We start from the raw sequence: 22,964 nt of genomic DNA, 5'->3' as shown, positions 1-22,964 counted from the left end.
AAATTACGATTTGTAATACCTTGATCATATTTTTTAATATCTAAAATTAGAGGTTTCTATTATCCAAACTTTTTTCTAATATAGTAATCTTTTTAAAAGGGTGGTCACCATATGCACATTCAAAAACTTAAAATTCTTTCTGAAGTCGCTAAAACTGGGTCTTTTTCTATTGCTGGTCAAAATCTTCATATAACCCAATCTGGTATTAGTCAGGATATAAAAAAAATAGAAGATGAATTGGGAATAAAAATTTTCAATCGCTCTCGCTATGGGGTTGTTCTATCACATGAAGGAACCAAAATTGTAAATAAAGCAAATGAGGTATTGTTAAAATATGAAGAAATGATTGAAGAGGCAAGAATTATTCTAGAAGTACATTCTGGAAATCTAAGAGTTTCTACTATCCCTGCTTTCTTTACTTATTTATTAAAACCATTAATTGAATTTAAAAATTTATATTCAAATTTAAACATTGAAATTTTAGAAAATATAACTGAGCGTACAGTTGAAGTGGTTCAACAAAATAAAGCTGAAATCGGACTTATATGCATATATGAGAATATTTTGAAAAACATAGAGCTTTTAAATTTCGAAAGGATTCTTGAGGGGAAACTAAAGGTTTATGTAAGTAGTGATTCTCCTTTTGCTAAAAAGAAAAAAATAACACCCGAGGAAATACTTCAGCAGACGGTGGTATTATACAATGGCGATTATATCAATTGGTTTGTTAATAATTTCCAACTTAAATTTGGAAAAATGAATATTCTTTTTTCATCAAATCAAACGGAGGAATTATCACGATTAATCTCAGAAGGATTTGCAATTGGTTTTGCACCAGATTTTGCTACTAAAAGTAACCCTTATGTTATTGAAAACAAGATTGTTGAAATTGACCTTATCAACTATGAACCTATAAATGTTACACTTGGAATTATTCATGGAATGAATAGAACTCCTTCAAAAATAGAGAAACACTTAATTAAGTTTATTAAATCTGAACTAGAATACTATATAAGTTAATAAACATCATTATACTGCCCGACGAATATTAGCGTGGAGTTTCTGTGCTAATTTGTGCATGAGGAATAAATGAAGACAAAGAAAAAGCTCAACCGTTTAAGAAAAGAGCTTTTTCTTCTTTATGATCCGAACTGTTATAGAACCAGCGAACCACACCCTGTCAAATATAGAGTACGAGTATTAGATAGTAATTATGAATAGGTCATTTCAAATATGTCCAGTAAATCAAGCGACCGTTTTGTGATAATTAAGTAGACAGCTAACTCATGCGCTAGTTGAAGAAAGAAGAAAGCGTAAATAAAAAGAAAATTCATTGAACTTGGATGCGGCATTAACTGTAATACATGTGATTTTTATCGTGATGTTTTATCTGATTCATCATGTGGATATTTATGAGTGCTATTAATCAATTTTTGTAAATCCCCTCTAAAAAACACATCTTTGAATTCATTTAAGTTAAATGGGATAATAGGTGCTAAATATGGTACTCCAACTGAACGCAGACGAGCCAGATGTATGAATAAAATCAACATTCCAATACCTATCCCCAAAATACCAAATAAACTCCCTAGAAACAAAAAGATATATCTCAAAGCATTAATAGTAAAGGTCATTGCTGTGTATGTGATCAATGTATTTGCAAGATATGTTGTTCCTATTATAATTAGACTCAGTGGATGTATTAGTTTTGCATCAACGGCTGTTGTGCCAATTGTAACTGTTGCGATTAAAGAAACAAGGATTAATAATTCTTTTGACACTCTATAGGAACCTACTGCTAATATTTGTAATAATATCAGTAGAAGGAAAATTTCAAGCCAAAAAGGTAGAAAGGTATCTGAATTAGAAAAGAAGTGTTTCATCACTTTTTTTGAAAACCAATTTTCATGAAATTTTGCGATTGCAACATATATTCCCGGCAAAAGAATTGATACAAAAAAACAGAAAAATGTGAGTAAACGAGTTACATTAATAAGTTTTGAGTAATAATCACTTGGATGTTGAAAATATTGAATAAATAGATTCGGAACGATGGTTGCTGTCGGTGTTCCATTTACTAAAATTGCAATCCTTCCCTCATACAAAGCAGCGGCAATAGAATCAGGTAGTTCAGTATTAAAACTCAATGGAAATAAAGTATGTTGTTTTCCTGAAACTGCTTGTTCGATTACTCTTGACTCAAGTACATAATCAACCTGTAATGAATCAATTCGATTTCGGACTTCCTTCAACGCATTTTGATCAACTCTTTCAGTAAGAAATACAATTGCAACGTCGGTTTTTGTTATTCTTCCAATGCTTCTTTTCTCTACCATAAGCGTAGGAGATGGGATCATATTATGTAGTAAATTTAAGTTACCTTTAAGTTGTTCCGAAAATGCGATTAACGGTCCTTCTATATTACGCTGTCTGTTACTCTGCTCAATAGGACGTTGTTGCCATTCAGCAGTATCTACAAGAATGCCACTTTCGCTACTGTCTACTAAGACCAATGTCTTTCCTCTAATAATTCCATCAACTGTAGATGAAATAGAAGTAACTTCCTCAATTGACTCTGAACGAATATGTTGTAAAGCTATAGTGCTCATAATTGTCTCTTCATCTATTTCCCTAATATTAAGTAATGGTTCAATAATACTTTCTCTTATCAACTCTGTATTCACAATTCCGTCAATATATAAAAGGGCACCATAATATTTAGGATTTGTATTCAATTTTATAATTCGTATCGATAATTCTGGAGAATTATATAAATGTTCTTTAACTATTTTAATATTTTTATGTATATTCTTTGTAAAGGAAGACTCTAATCTTTCCATGAATTGGTAACTCCTAACTTAATTTGTTAACATTTAACAATACAGTTAGTATGTACTTAAAGTTTGACAAACATCCATAATTCGCAATTCCAAAATAAAATTAACAAAGCTTATTTCAATAAAAAATCAGCTGCCATAGCAACTCATGCTCTCCAACTAACGCATGCGAAATTGCAAAAACAGGTTCGATATCAACTGCTGCGAAAAATATTACATATCCCAAGCGGGTTTAAGTAAAACTCAATTGCAACTGAATTTATTAGCTAAATTTAATGAATTGGAAAAAAAGTTAAAAAGCGAAAATTACACTGATCCAAAAAACAACAATTTCCTCAACTGCAGATTTAGTAGTTAGTGTTCTACCTGAGATTTTAATATTATTTAAGAGAAATTACCCGAAAATAGATTTGATTGTTACTGAAAAGGATGCAGACGAGGTTTTACAAGACGTAAAAGAGGAGAATGTCGACTTGGGTCTTACTTCTCTTTTCGAAGAAACAATTTCCGATTCATTTGAAACTTTATTTGAAGGTCATAGGTTTGAGCATTTTCTTGCATTTCGACTAATTTTACGTTAATTCAAATTAATATTGCAAAAGAACCCCTTTCTCACTCTCGGTAAATTATTAAATACAAAAAAACTAGCTAATTTAGCTAGTCTTATTGAACAGAGTTAACTTTAAAAAAACTATCAATAACCTCATCCGTTACATCTGAAATGTGTTGGTACTCATAGTTTGGTGAGTAATCACGATCAATCACTACTGACCTTACTCCTTCATAGAAATCTCTATGTTTTAAAAAGTTTTTTGCAAGCATCAAATCCGTAGCAAAGCATTCTTTTATTGTTTTAAATTTACCGCCAATCAGTTGTTTCAATGTTATTTTCAACGAAAATGGAGACTTAGATAGGAGTAGTCCTTTTGCATTATCACTGAATTCACTTCCATACTTACTAAGTGATTGAACGATCTCCTCAACAGTCTCAAACCTAAAATTTTGGTCAATTTCTTTTTGATAGTATACGAATTTGCTTTCTTCCAATGGGTTAGTTCGAAACTCATCGACAAGTTGATCAAGCTTTGGCTCAACTTTTACTTCGTTCCAGTTTGTCAATTCGACTTTTTCAATAAATCTTACTAAAGCCTCACTTTCCATGTAGATATCTGCACCATTTGCATATAATACATCTGTGGCCTGTATCACCGAAGCCGTTAATGCCAGATAACGTCCTAAGTGACCTGGAGCTTTGTTTAGGAAATAGGCCGCGCCTACATCTGGAAAGAAACCTATATTCATTTCAGGCATGGACCATTTTGTCTTTTCAGTAACAATTCGATGACTAGCACCATATGTTAGACCTACTCCCCCACCCATTACAATACCATCTAAACATGCAATAATTGGCTTTGGAAATTGATAGATAGCTTGATCAACCTCATACTCATCTTCAAAAAAACTCATTGCTTCTTTCATTGCAGTTTCGGATGAACTAGCTTCATAGAGTGCCTTAATGTCGCCCCCAGCGCAAAGTCCTTTTTCTCCGGATCCTTTAATGATGACGACAGACACATTATGATTTGTCTCCCAATCTATTAATTTTTCTCCTATCGCTTTAACCATCCTGTGTGAAAGTGAATTAAGGGCTTTTGGACGGTTCAAAATAATTGTTGCAGTACCATTTTGATTAACGGAAAACAAAACCTCATCGAACATTGGTATCTACTCCTTTATTTATGAATGTTTAAAGTCCGGTGTACGTTTCTCAACGAAAGCATGAACTCCTTCTTTAGCGTCAGCAGTCAAGAAGAGTTCGGCAAATCTTTTTCGTTCTCTTTCTAGCCCTTGTTCCATACTCTCGTTGTTTCCTTGTATAATACATTCTACAGCCCGCATTACACTGGTCATACTTTTTCCTTTAACCAATGACGTTGCAATAGCCTTTGCTGTCTTTAAAAGTTCATCTTCTTTCACGGCTAATTGTGCAATTTTAAGTTCGACTGCTTCATTAGCTAGAAGTGTTCTACTTGATAGAATCAGCTCCATCGCTGTCGCTGTATTAGTTATTTTACGTAGTCTCTGTGTACCACCGAAAGTAGGAATCAAACCTAACTTTAATTCCGGAAGACCTACGCTAGCCCGCTCTGATATAATTCTTAAATGACAGCTCATCACAAGTTCTAGCCCACCCCCAAGTGCTGGGCCATTTATAGCAGCAATAACCGGTTTATTCATTGACTCAATTTCATCACAGAGTGCCTGTCCACCTTCAGCAAGTGCCAACCCTTGTTCCTGATCACCTAATCTAGAAACAAATTCTTTTATATCTGCCCCTGCTATAAAGAAACGCCCTTCACCTGTAATGATAATAACTCTTGTTTCATCATCATTTGAAAGTTCATGAAAAATTGAGCGTAACTCGGCAATACAGTTAATAGATAGGACATTTGCAGGTGGATTATTTATCGTAACAGTCGTGATATAATTCTCTTTTTCTAACGATACATACTTGTAGTTATTCACATTATCCCTCCTTTTGGATTTTTCAGTTTTACAAAAATCCCCCACTATGGGCAAGTATTTTACCTATAGTGGGATCCAGATTCAGTATTAATACCAGCGTTCTGTTACTACTTTCTTACGTGTATAGAATTGAACACCGTCTTTTCCATTCGTTCCAAGATCACCAAAAAATGATGCTTTATTCCCTGCAAAGGAGAAAAATGCCATTGGAGCTGGTACGTTTACATTTACACCAATCATTCCAGCATCTATTTTGTCACGGAATTGTTGTACACTTTTACCACTTGCTGTATAAATTACAGCTCCATTAGCAAATTTGGACTGGTTAGCAAGAGCGATTCCTTCTTCTAAATCTTTAACCCGTACAACACTTAATACTGGAGCAAATATCTCATCTTGCCATATTTTCATGTCAGGTGTTACTTGGTCAAAAATGGTCGCTCCTACATAATACCCCTCTTTAATTCCTGGTTCCCTTCCATCGACAGATAGAACAGCCCCTTGTTTTACACCACTATCAATATAATCAAGAACACGCTTTTTATGAACTTCCCGAATCAATGGGCCGACGAAGTTTTCTTCTGATCTGCCTTCTCCAGTTTTTAGCTTGCGTGTTTCATAAATAAGCAATTCCATGAATTCATCAGCAATTTCATCTACCACTGCTACAACAGAACATGCCATACATCGTTCACCGCTACTTCCAAATGCTGCTCCAATGATCCCTTGAATCGATTTTTCAAGATTACAATCCGCTAAGACAACGGCGTGGTTTTTTGCACCAGCAAGTGCTTGGACACGTTTTCCATTTGCAGTTCCCTTTTCATACACATACTTTGCCACTGGTTCTGACCCTACGAACGAAATCGCTTTAATGTCATTATTCTCTAGTAATCCATTAACAACATCCTTTGAACCATGTACAAGATTTAAAACACCTTTAGGAAAACCAGATTCATAGAATAACGCTACTAGCTTCTCTGCAAGAATAGGTGTACGTTCTGAAGCTTTTAGGACAAATGTGTTTCCACATGAGATTGCAAGAGGAAACATCCATAAAGGTACCATCATCGGAAAATTGAATGGTGTAATTCCTGCAACGACACCTAATGGATAGCGCCAAATTGTACCATCGATTCCATCTGCTATTCCCGGTAATGCTTCTCCCATCATTAAAGTAGGTGTCGCAGTAGCTAGTTCAACTACCTCAATTCCTCGTTGAACTTCGCCCTGAGCGTCCTTTAACGTTTTTCCATTTTCTGTCGTAATAATATCAGCCAATTGTTCTTTATTCTCTTGAAGTAACTGTAAGTATTTGTATAAAAGTCTTGTTCGATTTGGTACAGGTACTAATGACCAACTCTGATAGGCATTTTGAGCTGCCAAAACAGCAGAATCTACATCTGCTTTTGTTGAAAGAGGTACATAGGCAATTAAATTTCCGTTTGCAGGATTTATTACTTCCTCTACTTCAACACCTGTTGAATCAACCCATTCCCCATTAATGTTATTTCTTAGTTTTTTTATATTAGTCGTAATCATTTAATCGATCCCCTCTCTCTTATAAAATAGTAGATTTCTGTTCACTAATTTTTTTGTATAAAACCGCCATATCTTTTTCACCTAATCCACTCTCATCAGCTTCTACATATAGATTAAAGAGAATTTTGCTCATCGGTAGTTCGACATTGTTCTTTTCAGCTAAATCCAATGCAAAGCCCAGATCTTTTCTCAATAGCTTCAATGAAAAACCTGGTTCGTAGTTTTCATCGGCTATGAAACTTTTATAATTGCGTTCATAAATTCGGCTTTGACCATAACTTACATTCAGCATTTCAAACAATTTATCCAGATCTAAATTACTATTCTTTGCAAGATGTAGGGCTTCACTCACACCAGCAGTATAAAATCCAATTAAGAGGTTATTTATCAATTTCGTGTTCGTACCGCTATCAACCCTTTCGTTCACATGAAAAATATTCCCTCCCATCGTGCTCAAAACAGGTAGCACCTTATCGAAGGTAGACTTTGAACCCCCTACCATAAATGTAAGAGTCCTATTGATCGCTCCAATTACACCACCACTTACAGGTGCTGCTAAAAATTCAATGCCTTTTTTTCTTGCTGCCGCTTCAATTTGGAAATTTAGTTCAGGTGCAACCGTACTAGTATCAATTAATACAATGCCAGATTTAGCCAGTTTAATAAGTCCTTTTTCTCCTAGAAAAACTTCTTCTACTGCATTTGATGAAGGTAGACTTGTAAGAATTACATCACAAAGTTCAACCATTTTTTGGATTGAAACTCCAATTATACCTCCAGCTTGATGAAATGACATTTCGGCTTTTTTATTTAAATCCGTACCATATACAGTAAAGTTTGACAAAACTAAGTTTTGGGACATCGGAAGACCCATATTCCCCAGACCTATAAAACCGATATTTTTCATTAGAAATCACTCCATTCACACAATATATTTTTCATAAACGCCCATTCTTTCTGCAATTTCACGTTTTTGAGTAAATAGATTACTGAAAAGTGGCGCTGGAAGACTTCGAATCTCATCTAATATTTGTTTTCTTTTTGCTTCATTTACTTCGATTCCTGATAAAACAGACACCACTAAGCCTTCAATTTTTCGGTATCCTTCTTCACAAATCACGTTCGTCATTAATTCTTTTATTTGCTCTTTATTTGGCTTGCTCTTTTGTAATGCTTTTTCAGTCCGAATGACTGCAGATTCCATTACATAAATTTCTTTCTTCATATCAGCAAGAAGGCGTGAGTATTCTTGCTCTTGATTTATGTTAATAGTTGAATTCGTTAGCGCTTCCAACGTTCTATTAAGAAGATGTTTAGATAGTTTAATAAATTGTCGGTATCTAGTTTCTTGATTATTGATCAGATCGTCGGGATATTTTTTGTTATTTTGTGCATTTTTAATTAAATTTTTTGCAATTGTTAAGCGGTTTATTTCATTTGTCCCTTCGAAAATCCTACTAATTCTCGCATCCCTGTACAATCGCTCAACTTCATACTCCTGCATATAGCCATAGCCTCCATGAATCTGTACAGCCTCGTCTACAATTCGGTCTAGGACTTCGGAGCAGTTTACTTTATTAATTGCACACTCTGTTGAATAGTTTTTTAACTCATTTAACTTAGTACCTAACGGATTTGATGAATCAAAGACATGATCCAAATCATCAGCCGTCCTATAAGCAGAGCTTTCTGCCCCATATATGGAAATCGCCATATCTGCAATCTTTTCTTGAATCATCGAAAAGGTTATAATCGCCGTTTCAAACTGTTTTCGCTGCTTAGCATAGGTTAGAGCAATTTTCAATGCTTGTTTCGAAGTACCAATATTTGAGAATGCTAGTTTTAATCGAGCCATGTTTAATATGTTTAACGCCACATTGTGACCTTTGCCAACATCGCCTAGTACATTCTCAATTGGTACGCTAACATCTTCTAAGTTTACAGTTGCTGTTGACGAGCCTTTTATCCCCATTTTCTTTTCTTCAGGTCCTATCGAAACACCTTTGAATGAACGCTCTACGATAAATGCAGTCATTCCTTCATTTGTTTTCGCAAAAACTACATACACATCAGCTACTTGAGCGTTTGTAATCCATTGTTTTTCACCATTTAAAATCCATGCAGTACCACTCTCATTCAAAGAGGCAGTCGTTTTTGCATTTAATGCGTCAGATCCTGCGTTTGGTTCCGTAAGTGCATATGCACCAATCCATTCTCCTGATACGAGCTTAGGCAGGTATTTTTGTTTTTGAAATTCTGTACCGTAATATACGTATGGTAATGTTCCAACACCGGCGTGAATATTAAAGGAAACGCTAAATGACCCTCCAGCCCCCATCTTTTCAGCTACAAGTCCTGAAAGCTTTTTGTTAAGTGATAATCCACCGTACTCTTCTGGAACTTCTATACTTAATAAACCTAAACTTCCCGCTTCCTGAAACAACCTTTTTACCTTTTCATGATCTTGCTGATCAATTAATTCGATTAGAGGCATTACTTCGTTTTTTACAAATAATTCTGTAGTTTTTGAAATGAGTTGCTCTTCCTCACTAAAATCTTCTGGTGTAAACACATCAGCTGTTCCAAAACGCGATACGAAAAGATCATTCCAACGAGAATCTAATTCATCCATCAACTTTCTCCTCCTCTACGGTTTTAAAATATGTACCGTAAAAACAAGACGATGATTCTATCTTCCTCTCTTGATTTGAATCATCGCCTTTTCATGGTGTGTTTTTATGATTTATGTTCTTCAGTAAGGACTGTTTTTGCCATTTCTTTGTCTAGATTTTCAAAGTCATAGTATGAAATCGCATCATATAGCTCACTTCTTGTTTGCATATCTTTAATTGCTTCTTTTTGTGTACCTTCATTTTTTATCAATTGAAACGTTCTTTCATACGCTTTTGCTGCCACTCGTAAAGATGTCACTGGATAAATAACCATCTGAAATCCCATGTCACTAAATTCTTCTGCCGTATAGTACGGTGTCTTTCCGAACTCAGTCATATTAGCAAGAAGAGGTACACGAATCATTTTACGAAAAATGCGAAATTCCTCTTCAGATTCAAGTGCCTCTGGAAAAATTGCATCAGCTCCAGCTTCTACATAGGCTGTCGCTCTTTGGATCGCTCCATCTAATCCTTCACTGTTACGAGCATCCGTCCGAGCAATGATGATTAATGAAGGAGCAACCTCTTTAATTACCCTAATTTTTTGAACCATTTCTTCAGTTGTTACAAGCTGTTTTCCATTAAGGTGACCACACTTTTTAGGCAACTGCTGATCTTCTAACTGAATAGCCGCTACATTTGCTTCCACCATTTCTCGCGCTGCTCGGGCTACGTTCAAGTACCCCCCAAAGCCAGTATCAATATCTACTAACACCGGCAAGTTAGTAGCACGCACTAAATCTCTTGCACGCTCTGCAACTTCAGTCGAAGTAATAATCCCAAGATCTGGAAGTCCCCTGCTTGCTGTATAAGCTGCACCAGATAAATAAAGAGCTGAAAAACCTGCTTCTTTAGCAACAAGTGCCGCCATTGCATCATGTGCACCTGGAATTTGTAAAATGCTATCTTCAGACATAAGCACTTGAAACCTAGAAGCTAGTTCAGTTTGTGCTAATTGTTTGTCTACAATCCATGCCATATTAGTGCACCTCCTTTTTAAATAAACAAATTAACAAAATCATTTACATTCATGCTTGCCAATTTCTCTTGGTCATAGCAGGCTTCTTCAATTAAATGCTGTTGTTTACTTGAATAGTGTGTATTGATATTGTTAGTAAATTTTTCTTTTACTTTTGGAATTGCTTCCTCTCGTCGGAAACGATGACCTAATGGATACTCTACTTCCACGCTTTCAGTAGCTGTTCCGTCTTTGAAAAAGATCTGTACACTATTAGCGATTGAGCGCTTGCTAGCATCTAGGTAATCTTCACTGTAGATTTTATTTTCTACCACATTCATTTTTTCTCGTAAAGTATCAATTCTTGAATCCTTAGCTGCTTCATTTTCGTAATCTTCAGCTGTAATATCACCTTTAAGTAATCCGACAGCTGTAATGTATTGTAAGCAATGGTCGCGATCTGCTGGATTATTAAGCGGTCCAGTTTTATCAATTATTCGTATCGCAGATTCATGCGTCATGATTTTAATTTCATCAATTTCTTCTAAACGGTCTATAATTTGAGGATGAAGCTTAACTGCGCATTCTGCTGCAGTTTGAGCATGGAATTCTGCAGGATACGATACTTTAAATAGGATATTCTCCATTACATAAGAATCAAGTGGTCGACTAAGTACTACCTCTTTTTTATTAAATAAGACGTCCTGAAAACCCCATCCTGGAGCTGAAAGGGCAGTCGGATAGCCCATCTCGCCTTTTAAAGCCATCATTGCCAAATGCACACCTCTACTTGTCGCATCACCTGCAGCCCAAGATTTACGTGAACCTGTATTAGGAGCGTGTCTGTAAGTTCTTAAGCTAGCGCCATCAATCCATGCATTCGAAAGTGCGTTTATGATTTCCTGACGAGTTCCTCCCAGCATTTTCGTCACTACTGCTGTTGTAGCAATTTTTACAAAATGAACATGATCAAGCCCAACACGATTCAAGCTGTTTTCTAATGCTAGAATTCCTTGAATTTCGTGTGCTTTAATCATTGCTTCTAGTACATCTCTTACCTTTAATGGCTCTTTCCCTTCAGAAATATGAACCTGGCTCAAATAATCAGCTACTGCAAGAATTCCGCCAAGATTATCAGAAGGGTGACCCCATTCCGCAGCTAGCCAAGTGTCATTATAATCCAGCCAACGAATCATACATCCGATATTAAATGCCCCTTTTACAGGATCAAGAACGTATGATGTTCCAGGTACTCGAGTTCCATTTGGTACAACTGTTCCAGCTACTACAGGCCCTAACAATTTTGTACATTCCGGATAGTTTAAAGCGAGAATTCCACACCCCAATGTATCTAGTAATATATAATGAGCAGTGCTAAATGCTTCTGGACTCTTAATCTCTTTATTTAAAACGTAATCTGCGATTTCTTCTAATAAAATATCTGTTTTCGTATTATCATTTGTCTTTAACATACAGTACCTTCCTTTTTTGTTAAAAGTCTATTATGATGTAAATGGGTATTCGCCAAAATATCCATTTTTAATTGGTGAGCGATTCTTACAACTGCCCAGTTGTTTTATTAAAGACATGTCGCTCACCTATATAACTTACTCGTGGACGGAATAGTCGATTGTTTGCATGCTGTTCAATTACATGTGCACAAAGCCCTACTGTCCTTGCACTAAAAAAGATAGGTGTATATAAAGGAATTGGAATTCCTAGCATCCAATAGACAGGAGCAGCATAATAATCCAGGTTTGGATAAATACCTTTCTCCCTCTCCATGATTCTTTCTCCAGCTTCACACATTTTATATAGTGTATCGTCGCCTTTTATATCACATAGCTCTTTTAATGCTTCCTTCATCAATAAAGCTCTAGGATCCATCTTTTTCATATAAACTCGATGACCGAATCCCATTATCTTTTCTTTTTTAAACAGTTTTGTTTCTAGCAATTCTTCAAATTTTTCCACACTCCCCGCTTCATTAAGCATATACATAACAGCCTCATTAGCTCCTCCATGCAAGTTACCTTTTAAAGATGCCACCGCGCCAGTTAATGCACCATATAGATCAGACTGAGTTGAAGCAATTACCCTTGCTGTAAACGTAGAGTTTGGCATTTCATGCTCACTGTATAACACTAAGGATTGGTCAAATATTTTTTCCTCTAATGAAGTCGGGATTCTACCAGTCAGCATATAAAAGAAATTTGCGCTATATGATAGATTTTCATCTGGAAGAATAGGCTCAAGTTTTTGAATGATTCGATAACTATTTGCTACAATATTTGGTACTCTACCAATCAATTGATATGCTCGTTTTTTATTTGCAGTCAATGAACGTTCATCAAGGTTAATGTCATATCCTGCAAGCGCCGATATACCCGTACGAAGACCATCCATCGGGTGTGTATTCTCAGGAAGATGTTTGAACATATCCAAAAGTTCTTCAGGTATTACATATTCCCCCTTCAGATTCTTTTTCATTTCTGCTATTTCAATAGAATTAGGTAATTTTTCTTCTAGTAATAAATGGACAATATCCAAATACTCTTTTGATTCAGCTAGTTTTATAAGGTCATAACCCTTAATTACAATTTCGCTTTGCACTGTATCTAAAAAAGAAATCTTCGTTTCTGCTACAACAACACCATCTAATCCCGGATAAAATTTTTCTTTAGCTTCCATTTATATCTTCCTCCCATCTCCAAATAGCTCTTCACATATTATTTTGTAAGCCTTTTCAAGATTGTTTAAATGAACCTCCTTTTCATCACTTTTTCCTAAACGTTTTTTTATTCCTTCTGTTTGTTGTTCATAATAGGAGCTCAAATTAATTGACGGTTCAATACAAAAACCATTCATGATGCATGTTTTAAAATCATTGATAAAATACTCAACCGTACCAAACAACTAAACCCTCCTCATAATTTGAAATAGAAAATTGACAATAAAAAAACAACTTCTTTTAAGAAGAAGTTGTTAAGTCAGAACTCATGGTTTAATAAACATGTTTTTAATCAATTAAAAAAACATGCCACATTCGCTCGCACTTAACACCCCCTATCCGCGTAGGTATATGATGTGTGCTGAAACAGGCAGGTCTCCTGGCTTATGATCATCACTTTTCGAACCTTCCCATCTTCATTTTACGAAAAGACAGTGGATATTTCGAATCGCTCCTAAATACAGTTGCGGGACAGCGTCGGATTCTAACCGAACTTCCCTTTTAAGTAGATTACAAATCTCATAATCTACACCTGATTCTACACGTATCAAATTGTAAAACAAATTATAACAAACGTTTAGATAATTCACAATTGTTATAATTTAATGTTTTTACTTAACAATTCAATAATAATTATTTAAATATAAATAAAAACCGATTATGAGAAAAGTATTATTGAATTTAATTAAAACATAAAAAATATCCATAATTTTCCTAATATGAATGTAATGTCTACTAATTTTCTAACCCGCTACTTAATTCTTTTATAACGAATTTTAATCTCTATTCTTAAACAGCTAACTAACGTATTAGTTATATTAAAATATCTATATATTTTACATTTTTTTTAATTGGTAGAGTCGATTCTTCTTAATTTCAAATCTTTATCGTTACTTCGATCATATATATTCCTTAATCCATCAATAAACTCATCAGCTAAGTTTACTTTCCAAGTATCACTTACTTTTTTAGTTTTAATTTAACCGGCCTTTTAGCTGAAGCTTTTTAATTAAACTCCAATTTTGTTCCCATATCTAATTAAACTACCAAAATGTGAACAATCAATCCTACTTACGACTTTTTATTAAATTTATGAAAGTTTATTTTGACAGCCTGTGTTTATCGTGATAACATGACTATTAAATTCAAAACATTATAAATTATTTAACTCTTATTGAGAGAGGCGGAGGGACTGGCCCGATGAAGCCCGGCAACCATTCAGCAGTATTGTTGAAAAGGTGCTAATTCCTGCAAAGCATTTTTTGCTTTGGAAAATAAGAGAGGATTCCATAAATTTTGTAGCCCTCTCTATTTCAATTAGAGAGGGCTTTTTATTATTATGAGTGTTTTGAAGTTTTGTTAATAAAATTGAATAAAAAATGCATCAGGTGTTGTGAAAGTCATTTTCACAGCTTAAAAGGGAAGTTCGGTTAAAATCCGACACGGTCCCGCCACTGTATTGAGGAGCGACTTATCAATTTACCACTGTTTCAAAATTGAAATGGGAAGGGATAAGAAGTGTTGAGTCTAAGTCAGGAGACCTGCCTGTTGTATGCGCTTGTACCTACGGATGAATAGGGGGGAGTGAGGAGTACGTGTTTTGGGAACCAAAAGGTCTCAACTCAAGTTAACGATGCGTATGAGTCTCTCTTTTCTATTTTGAAAAGAGAGATTTTTTATTGAGACGTAAAAATCAGACATCAAAAAAACAAGGAGTGTATAAATGATGAAAAAAGTAAAAAGTTCTAATTTAGGTTATCCAAGAATTGGTGAAAAGCGTGAATGGAAAAGAGCACTTGAACAGTTTTGGGCAGGTAAACTAGAAAAAGAAGATTTTTTAAAACAAACAGAGGAAATTCGTATACACCATCTTCAAAAGCAAAAGAATCAAGGAATTGACTTGATTCCAGTAGGAGACTTTAGCTTGTATGACCATGTTCTTGATACGGCTGTTATGTTCGGTCTAGTGCCAAAGCGCTTTGAATATGGTGGAGGTAAAGTATCGCTAGAAACATATTTTGAGATCGCACGTGGTACGAAAGGTGCCGTTGCATCTGAAATGACAAAATGGTTTAACACAAACTATCACTATATTGTTCCAGAGTTGGGCGAAGTAGTACCTACTCTTGTCGAAAACCGTCCTCTTGAATTTTATAAAGAGGCTAAACAAAAACTTAATATTGAAGGAAAGCCTGTAATCTTAGGCCCGGTAACATTTGTAAAACTGTCAAAAGGCTATAATGAAAATGATTTTAAATCGGTCGTTAATCAATTTGTACCTCTTTATGCTAAGATTTTACACGATCTACAAACAGAAGGAGTAGAGTGGGTACAAATAGATGAGCCTATCTTATCAACGTCTATTTCAAAAGAAGAAGTTGCATTATTTAACGATGTCTACCAAACATTACGTGAAGCAGCACCTAACATAAAGCTGATTTTGCAAACTTACTTTGAGAGCATTGACAACTACCAAGATGTAATTTCACTTCCAGTTGATGGTATTGGACTTGATTTTGTACATGATAACGGTCAGAATCTAGCTTCGATTAAAAAGTATGGTTTCCCAAAGGATAAGATACTTGCTGCTGGAGTTATTGACGGTCGTAATATATGGCGTGCAAATCTTAATGATAAACATTCTATTCTTACACAAATTACGGAATTTGTTTCAAAAGAGCAAGTTATCGTACAACCTTCCTCAAGCTTATTACATACACCTGTTACAGTGAAAAATGAAGAAACGCTTGATGAAGTTCTAAAAGGTGCGCTATCATTTGCTGATGAAAAGTTACGAGAAATTGTTATACTTGCAAAAGGCTTGCAAGATGGAAAAACTTCAATTCAAGCAGAAATCGATGAAAGCACAAAAGCCATCCAAGCTTTAAATGAATCGTCAGTTCGAAACAACAAACAAGTTCAGCAAGCAATTCAAAATTTACACATATATAGTGTTAATCGTGAGGCAGATTATAAAGTTCGCCAATCTATTCAGGAAGAGTTTTTCAAATTACCACTTCTTCCTACTACTACAATTGGTAGCTTTCCACAAACACAGGAAGTTAGAGGACAGCGTTTAAAATGGCGTAAAGGCGAAATAACTACTACTCAATATGAAGAGTATATTTATGCAGAAATAAAAAAATGGATTGATATTCAAGAAGAACTTGGCTTAGATGTGTTTGTACATGGTGAATTTGAACGAACAGATATGGTTGAGTATTTTGGAGAAAAATTAGCTGGGTTTCAATTCACAAAATTTGGTTGGGTGCAGTCATATGGATCTCGTTGCGTAAAACCACCACTTATTTATGGAGACGTGTCGTTTCAAGAACCAATGACTGTTAAAGAATCTGTATATGCCCAATCTTTAACAACTAAACCGGTAAAAGGCATGTTGACAGGTCCAATTACAATTTTAAACTGGTCGTTTGTACGAGATGATATTTCACGTTACGATGTTGCAAATCAAATTGCACTTGCGATTAGAACAGAAGTTGAAGAGCTTGAGAAAAACGGAATACGAATGATTCAAGTCGATGAGCCAGCAATTCGTGAAGGACTTCCATTAAAGCGCGAAAACTGGGAAAGCTATCTGAACGTTGCTGTTAATGCATTTAAACTTGCGACTGCTTCTGTACAAAATGATACACAAATTCATACTCATATGTGCTATTCGAATTTTGAAGATATCATTGATGCAATTAATGCTCTCGATGCTGATGTTATTTCAATTGAAACATCAAGAAGCCATGGTGAGTTAATTTATGCCTTTGAAGAAAATACGTACGATAAAGGGATTGGTCTTGGCGTTTATGATATTCATAGTCCACGCGTACCAAAGGTTAAAGAGCTCGCAAGAAATATTGATCGTGCACTTCAAATAATTAATCCAAAACTCTTCTGGATTAATCCTGATTGCGGTTTGAAAACACGGGGTATTGCTGAAACAGTCGGAGCACTAAAAGTGATGGTTGAAGCTGCAGAACATGCGAGAGAAAAGTTTCTTGTAAAAGAGGAACTATAAGCTCTTTCAGAAATATTGTTTACATTGGTATATAAACAAGAAAACCACTGAAGTATTACAGTGGTTTTCTATAATTTCCAGTGTATTATTTAACATTAGAAAGGATTTTAGGAACTCTTTGACAAACTAGTTTCCATGGTCTTAACCCACTAAGTCAATATTTTTTTACTTTTGCCTCCAAGATGTTCTACTTAATTTTTATTAAATTTTTTCAATCTTATAAAGTGAGCATTAATTAATGGTTTTAAAAGGCTGGGTGTCTATAATATATCGACTAAAATAAAAAAGTAGATGAATGATCATCCACTTTTTATATCAATCATTTACATTTAACTCATCTTTTAATTTCGTTATGTAGTCGTCTATCAATTTTGAATATCTTTTCTTACTAGACATAAACCATACATATTGAATTTGTAGATCTTCGTAACCTACAATATCTAAAATCTTGACATCTTCATTAATGATGTAATTTTCAGATAAATAAGGAGCAAATGAGACACCTAAGTTATCACCAATCGCCTTATAAATTGCATCAACATTTGTAGATGAAAATAATTCTCTCATTTTACCAAACTTTTTATAGAAATTATTTTTAAACCATTGCATATATACACCGTTATAAACAACTAGCGTTTCTTTAACAATTTCTTGTGGCGTAACGAATGATTTTTTTGCCAGGGGAGACTTTTTACTTACTAATAACTTCATTTTAGCTGTAAATAAATTTTGATAATTTAGATTTTCATTACTTTCTAGTAAATGTTTAATAAATGGTACAATTCCTATATCACTACGGCCCTCTAGTACATCTTCAATAATTTCTTGGCCTGGTTTAAGAAAGACATCAATTGTGATATTAGGATGTTCTTCCTTTATAGCTGAAATTGGATTTAAAAGTTGTGTAATAAAACCTGGTACTGTAGATATTTTTAAATTACCGGTCATATTATCATTAATTAATTGTACATTCTGGATTAATTCTTGATATTTTAGAACGATTTCATTCGCTAAAGGTATAATTTGTTTTCCATCAATTGTTGGAATCGCATTATTTCCTCCTCTTGTTCGTTCGAATAATTTTATCCCTAATTTCTTTTCGATACTTACAATCGATTGACTAATAGCAGACTGACTTACAAATAGATTTTGTGAAGCAATCGAGAAGGAACCGGTTTTTGCAACTTCAACTAGATACTCTAATTTTTGTATATTCATGCTGTAAATATTCGAACTGTTGATACTCATTTTCTTCTCCTTCATATTACATTATTAATATTTTAACATAATTTGAATTGAATATATCTAGTTAATGTTATGGTATTATATGTTAGAAAAAGCCTGTTCTCAAATGTAGAGAACAGGCCTACTTTTATTGTACTCCTAATTGACTCTTAACTGATTCTAAAGTACTTCCTTTATACTGTTTAACTGGTTTTGGAGGAGCTGGGATCCAAGGGTTTTGCATTAAGTAATTCTTTTCAACAAATGCTAAGTCCTTCGCATCGACCGTACCGTCGAAGTTAATATCTGCACTTCGTTTATTTGTACCCCAATATGTTTGGATTGCTAATGCGTCCTTCACATCGATTACATCGTCTTTGTTTACATCTCCAGCAGTTGCATATGGAGTGCTTTCTATACCTACTCTATAATATACACCATAGAATTGATCATCTAGATCATAATGAACATTAATTTTTGAGTAATAAGTTGTAAAATGACCTGGAATATCTTGGATTAACGTATAATCATCTTTTGATGGATCCATTCCTGTAATATCAAACGATCCATTTTTTGCGACGATATTTGTTTTTACTACTTTTCCATTACTATCAATTACTGTTAAAGTTGGCGAACTCTTTGAGTAATCTTTTGTAGAATCCAAAGTACCGGAAGCATTTTTAAAGCCTTCTGCATGTATATATCCTACAAATTCTGTTTGGTCGTTTTTTAAGATCCTAATTGATGTCACGCTTGTAAAAGGACTAGAAGTTACATTATCTACATTTGTAAATGTTGAAGTAACTGGGCTAGATGAATCATATTGGCTAAATGATGTATTATCTCTTGGCAGAAGCGGTTTAGGCACTTGAAGTGTTAAATCTACCATTGGTATATCACCATCTACGCCAGTTGTTCCATTAAAATTAACAGTAACATCAGATGAGATTCGGCTTCCTGAAGTAGTTTGTTTTACGTCTAGTGTCGCTCCAAGCTTCTTAGCTTCAGGATTCAATGAAATATTTGTTATTTTTGTACCTGATGTATCTGAGAACTGATAGTTCGCTTTCTTTAATTTATTTACATTATTTGCTGTTAACGTCATTGTAAATGTGTCCCCTGGCTTTGCCAATACCTTATTGTATGTTGTCGGAGCATTTATCTGACCATATACATAAGGCGTATGCTCATTTACGAAATAATATTGGCTTTGAAGGTTACCATTTGTCGCTTCATCCATTCCTTCAAATTTCACAGGTAATACTTGTAAATCCGGTGACAATGCGATTTCATCAGATGTATTACCGTCTTTGTCAACTGTCAAATTATTAGTTGGCAGGTAACTATTATAATAAGCTAAAAATTGATTTTGTGTTTGATCAGCAGTAATTCCAGCAGATTGTTTTACAGCAACATTATCATCTGTAATATGCCCTGTTACACCAACTTTAGTTTGTCCATCTTTATATTCAACGATTTGTTTTCCAGGTACTTCACCTTCTACATGAACGTCCCATTTTGGTTTTGTACCATCTACAAATATATCTTGACTGATCGTATATTGTTTTCCGTCATCATCTGTACCTACCAATTTTAATACATATTGCCCCGCTTTTGGTACGACAAGTTGGTCATCTCTCATACCGATTGGATTATTCGGATCATTTGTAAATGGGTGGTAATATCCCCAGTATACGAAACCAAGTACATTATCAACACCTTCATCATATGCTACTCCATCATACGAATTAGCAATACCTAGATCTTTACCAGTTTTTGCATCCGATATAACGACGTCAATTGTTTTCATATGTGAACTTAAGCTAAAGTTAGCAGCATCTGTTCGATTCCATTTTTGACTGCTTTGAATTAGTGATTCAGGCACTGATTTTTTATAAAGTTTAAAGTAATTAAACCCTTGCTCAACATAGTGTACACCAAATGGAACTCGGTAAGTTTCTGAAGGATTGTCTTTGTTTGTATACACTACATAGCCTTCATAAATCCCTTTTTCTGCTGTCTTTGGAATATTCAAGGTAATAGTTGTTTTCTTTTGGCTAATCCCTTTTAGTGTAACTATTGAATCTGTTTGAACAGTTACTCCATTTGCTTGTGCATCTTTTGAACCGCGCAGATTTGATTGGAAATTTACTTTTACATCAAATGTTTTCGATTTTTCTCCTCTGTTCATTAACGTAACAGAACGTGTATCTGAATAGTCCGAACCATTATATGCGACATTTCCAAAGCTTAATGCACCTGTATCCTCATTAATTTGTTTTTCTTTTCCATTTATAATAGTCGACGTTTTTTCTTTAACTTTAATTTCAATCGTTGAATGAATTGCGTTATAAGGATCGATTCGTCCAGCACCTTGCTCAAATACACTATATGGCTTACTTAATGAATCAGCAGTATTCATTAAAATGGCCTTGATATCTTCTGGTTGTAAATCAGGTTGTGCTTGTTTTAATAAAGCTGCGACACCAGTTGTAAATGGTGTAGCCATCGATGTACCTGACATTCTTTGATACGCATTTTTATAATCAGTCGGATCATTTGGGCTATTAATAAAGCTTGGAACCGTTGAAAGTACACTCACACCCGGTGCCGTAATTTCTGGCTTAATATCATATGTTGCACGTGAAGGACCTCGTGAGCTGAAGTCTGCTAATGTATCTCCCTGAGTTTTCGCTTCACCTATATCAGTAAATGTAAAGTTAGAAGATCCTGATTGTAGCTTTTTCTTCAAAGCAAGTCCATCTGCGTTAGATAACGAGAACGTTGGGATAAAGTTCACACCATCTCCTAAGAAGGTTGGAATTTGTCCTTCAGTAGGATTGTCATTATACATAAGAACTGCTGCAGCGCCTTGTGCTTTAGCGACCGAGATTTTAGAATCTAATGTATAAGTTCCACGACTCATTAGAACAATTTTACCTTTTACATCTTTACCAGTATATGCTTCACCTAGATTTACATCTACAACCGAATTCGTAACACCTTTTAATTTTGAAATATCATCCCCTGCGCCTTTTGCCATCAAAAGTAATGATGCAGTTACATTATCGATCGATCCTTTTCCTCCAAGTGTCGTAATTGGAACACTACTAGCCCCTACTGTTAATGCTAGAGCTGCTGTACCAGGTGATCCTACAGTATACATCTTATTACCTGCATTTCCAGCTGCAACAACTGCTGTTACTCCATTTAAAACTGCATTGTTTATTGCGATACTAGTAGGATACATTGGGTCATTATAATTAGCACCTAAAGAAAGACTCATAATGTCCATTCCGTCTGCTACTGCTCGATCAATTCCAGCTAGAATGCCATCCGTCGTTCCACTACCCCCAGGTCCAAGTACACGATATACATAAAGGTCAGCATCAGGAGCCACTCCAGTAGTTGCAAATTCACTAGCATTTTTTCCTTGTCCTACAATCGTTCCAGATACATGTGTTCCGTGTTCCGTTACATAGTTTGTTGCACCAGAGGTTCCTCCCGGCTTTCCAGCTTTTACCCAATCATCATAAGTCGTTTCCATCGGATCATTATCATTATTAACGAAATCGTATCCGCCTTTATAAGCACCTTTTATATCCGGATGATTGTAATCTACTCCAGTGTCCAGTACAGCGACCTTTACTCCTTTACCTGTATAGCCTTCTTGATGTAATTTATCGATTTGTAGGTATGAACGCTCATCTGCCATTCCTTGTCCTTGAGTTTTAGTTGAATCTTCTGCCTTTTCTACTGGAAGATCTTCCTTAACAGTTTCATTGCTATAAATCGCTTTAACTGCTTTTGAATTTAGAAGAGATTTAACTTTATTTGCAGGAATCTTTAATGAGACTCCATTGAAAGCATTTTTATATTTTCTACTTATTTTATATGTCGTGTCATCATCGCTTGATAGCTTTAGCAAGTCTTTGTCAAACGTTGCATGATCAGCATCTTCTAAACTTTTAGCCTCACTATCTGATAAACTTTCACCCTTTAAGGCTGCTTCAAGTACAGCTACTTTATGTGGCTTTTGATTGAATTGTACAATTACAGAAACATCTTCTGAACTATCTATATTAACATCAGGATTTAAGAATAATCCCGATTGATCATTCTTCGAAAGCTGTGTTAAGGCCTCTCTATGAGCAGGTGTTAAATTAGCTAAAATCGACTCTGCATTCGTATCAAATGTTGCAGCCTTTACCTTTGACGATGAATTAAAATATGAAGCATGAAAACTACTAGAAATTAAACCTACACCTAATGTAATAGCAGTAGCATTTTTTACAATTTTTTTGTTTGTAAACTTCTTCCCCATTTTCCAGTCCTCCTGCATATTTTTTGATCTGTACTGATAGAAATTGTTATAATCCATTATTTTTTTTTAATTAATAGATCCGAACAAATACACTACCAAATTTCGACTAAATTCTTTCCCCTT

At 34.9% G+C, this 22,964-nt stretch carries 15 protein-coding genes and 3 riboswitches; of the genes, 3 read left to right on the top strand and 12 right to left on the bottom strand.

Annotation, left to right across the window (positions count from 1 at the left end):
* Positions 1 to 111: 111 nt before the first annotated feature.
* Complete coding sequence (locus BM319_RS06110) at positions 112 to 1,020, top strand: LysR family transcriptional regulator (RefSeq protein ID WP_069033564.1); 909 nt, start codon at positions 112 to 114, stop codon at positions 1,018 to 1,020.
* A 353-nt stretch (positions 1,021 to 1,373) separates the two neighbouring features.
* Here the strand turns inward: BM319_RS06110 and BM319_RS06105 are convergent, their stop codons facing one another.
* Positions 1,374 to 2,840, bottom strand: coding sequence for a spore germination protein (locus tag BM319_RS06105; RefSeq protein ID WP_069033563.1), 1,467 nt, complete (start codon positions 2,838 to 2,840; stop codon positions 1,374 to 1,376).
* A 302-nt stretch (positions 2,841 to 3,142) separates the two neighbouring features.
* Here BM319_RS06105 and BM319_RS25225 point away from each other — a divergent pair, with 302 nt between their 5' ends.
* Positions 3,143 to 3,418, top strand: a complete 276-nt coding sequence (locus tag BM319_RS25225; RefSeq protein ID WP_091021770.1) for a LysR substrate-binding domain-containing protein — start codon at positions 3,143 to 3,145, stop codon at positions 3,416 to 3,418.
* 82 nt (positions 3,419 to 3,500) lie between these two features.
* Here the strand turns inward: BM319_RS25225 and BM319_RS06095 are convergent, their stop codons facing one another.
* From BM319_RS06095 to BM319_RS06055, 9 genes are all read right to left on the bottom strand, one after another.
* Positions 3,501 to 4,556 carry an enoyl-CoA hydratase/isomerase family protein gene (locus BM319_RS06095; RefSeq protein WP_091021768.1) on the bottom strand — a complete coding sequence of 352 codons (1,056 nt, stop codon included), beginning with the start codon at positions 4,554 to 4,556 and terminating at the stop codon, positions 3,501 to 3,503.
* A gap of 18 nt (positions 4,557 to 4,574) precedes the next feature.
* Positions 4,575 to 5,363: an enoyl-CoA hydratase-related protein gene (locus BM319_RS06090; protein ID WP_091021766.1), complete on the bottom strand. Its 789-nt coding sequence runs from the start codon at positions 5,361 to 5,363 to the stop codon at positions 4,575 to 4,577.
* Between the two features lie 87 nt (positions 5,364 to 5,450).
* Complete coding sequence (locus BM319_RS06085; RefSeq protein ID WP_069033560.1) at positions 5,451 to 6,905, bottom strand: CoA-acylating methylmalonate-semialdehyde dehydrogenase; 1,455 nt, start codon at positions 6,903 to 6,905, stop codon at positions 5,451 to 5,453.
* Between the two features lie 19 nt (positions 6,906 to 6,924).
* Positions 6,925 to 7,812 carry an NAD(P)-dependent oxidoreductase gene (locus tag BM319_RS06080; RefSeq protein ID WP_091021764.1) on the bottom strand — a complete coding sequence of 296 codons (888 nt, stop codon included), beginning with the start codon at positions 7,810 to 7,812 and terminating at the stop codon, positions 6,925 to 6,927.
* A 15-nt stretch (positions 7,813 to 7,827) separates the two neighbouring features.
* Positions 7,828 to 9,537 (bottom strand): acyl-CoA dehydrogenase FadE, encoded by a 1,710-nt coding sequence (locus BM319_RS06075; RefSeq protein WP_069033558.1) that lies wholly within the window; start codon positions 9,535 to 9,537, stop codon positions 7,828 to 7,830.
* A gap of 104 nt (positions 9,538 to 9,641) precedes the next feature.
* Complete coding sequence (gene prpB, locus BM319_RS06070) at positions 9,642 to 10,556, bottom strand: methylisocitrate lyase (protein ID WP_069033557.1); 915 nt, start codon at positions 10,554 to 10,556, stop codon at positions 9,642 to 9,644.
* Between the two features lie 17 nt (positions 10,557 to 10,573).
* The gene (prpD, locus tag BM319_RS06065; protein ID WP_091021762.1) at positions 10,574 to 12,007 is read right to left on the bottom strand and encodes a 2-methylcitrate dehydratase; all 1,434 of its coding nucleotides are present in this window, start codon (positions 12,005 to 12,007) and stop codon (positions 10,574 to 10,576) included.
* An 85-nt stretch (positions 12,008 to 12,092) separates the two neighbouring features.
* The gene (gene mmgD / locus BM319_RS06060) at positions 12,093 to 13,226 is read right to left on the bottom strand and encodes a citrate synthase (protein WP_091021759.1); all 1,134 of its coding nucleotides are present in this window, start codon (positions 13,224 to 13,226) and stop codon (positions 12,093 to 12,095) included.
* Positions 13,227 to 13,451, bottom strand: a complete 225-nt coding sequence (locus BM319_RS06055; protein ID WP_091021757.1) for a hypothetical protein — start codon at positions 13,449 to 13,451, stop codon at positions 13,227 to 13,229.
* A 167-nt stretch (positions 13,452 to 13,618) separates the two neighbouring features.
* Positions 13,619 to 13,817: riboswitch (cobalamin riboswitch) on the bottom strand.
* 617 nt (positions 13,818 to 14,434) lie between these two features.
* Positions 14,435 to 14,547: riboswitch (SAM riboswitch) on the top strand.
* Positions 14,548 to 14,635: 88 nt separating this feature from the next.
* Positions 14,636 to 14,829, top strand: a riboswitch (cobalamin riboswitch).
* Between the two features lie 163 nt (positions 14,830 to 14,992).
* Between BM319_RS06055 and metE the strand changes: the two genes are divergently transcribed.
* Complete coding sequence (gene metE, locus BM319_RS06050) at positions 14,993 to 17,293, top strand: 5-methyltetrahydropteroyltriglutamate--homocysteine S-methyltransferase (RefSeq protein WP_091022274.1); 2,301 nt, start codon at positions 14,993 to 14,995, stop codon at positions 17,291 to 17,293.
* A 315-nt stretch (positions 17,294 to 17,608) separates the two neighbouring features.
* Here the strand turns inward: metE and BM319_RS06045 are convergent, their stop codons facing one another.
* A complete protein-coding gene (locus tag BM319_RS06045; protein WP_175495572.1) occupies positions 17,609 to 18,541 on the bottom strand; it encodes a LysR family transcriptional regulator in 933 nt (310 codons plus the stop codon).
* A 124-nt stretch (positions 18,542 to 18,665) separates the two neighbouring features.
* The gene (locus BM319_RS06040) at positions 18,666 to 22,841 is read right to left on the bottom strand and encodes a S8 family serine peptidase (protein WP_175495571.1); all 4,176 of its coding nucleotides are present in this window, start codon (positions 22,839 to 22,841) and stop codon (positions 18,666 to 18,668) included.
* Positions 22,842 to 22,964: the final 123 nt, after the last annotated feature.

The organism is Bacillus sp. UNCCL81 (assembly GCF_900112535.1).
Classification (GTDB): Bacteria; Bacillota; Bacilli; order Bacillales; family Bacillaceae_G; genus Gottfriedia; species Gottfriedia luciferensis_B.
Note: the sequence above shows the minus strand (reverse complement) of the source record. Positions and strands in the feature narration are given on the sequence as shown.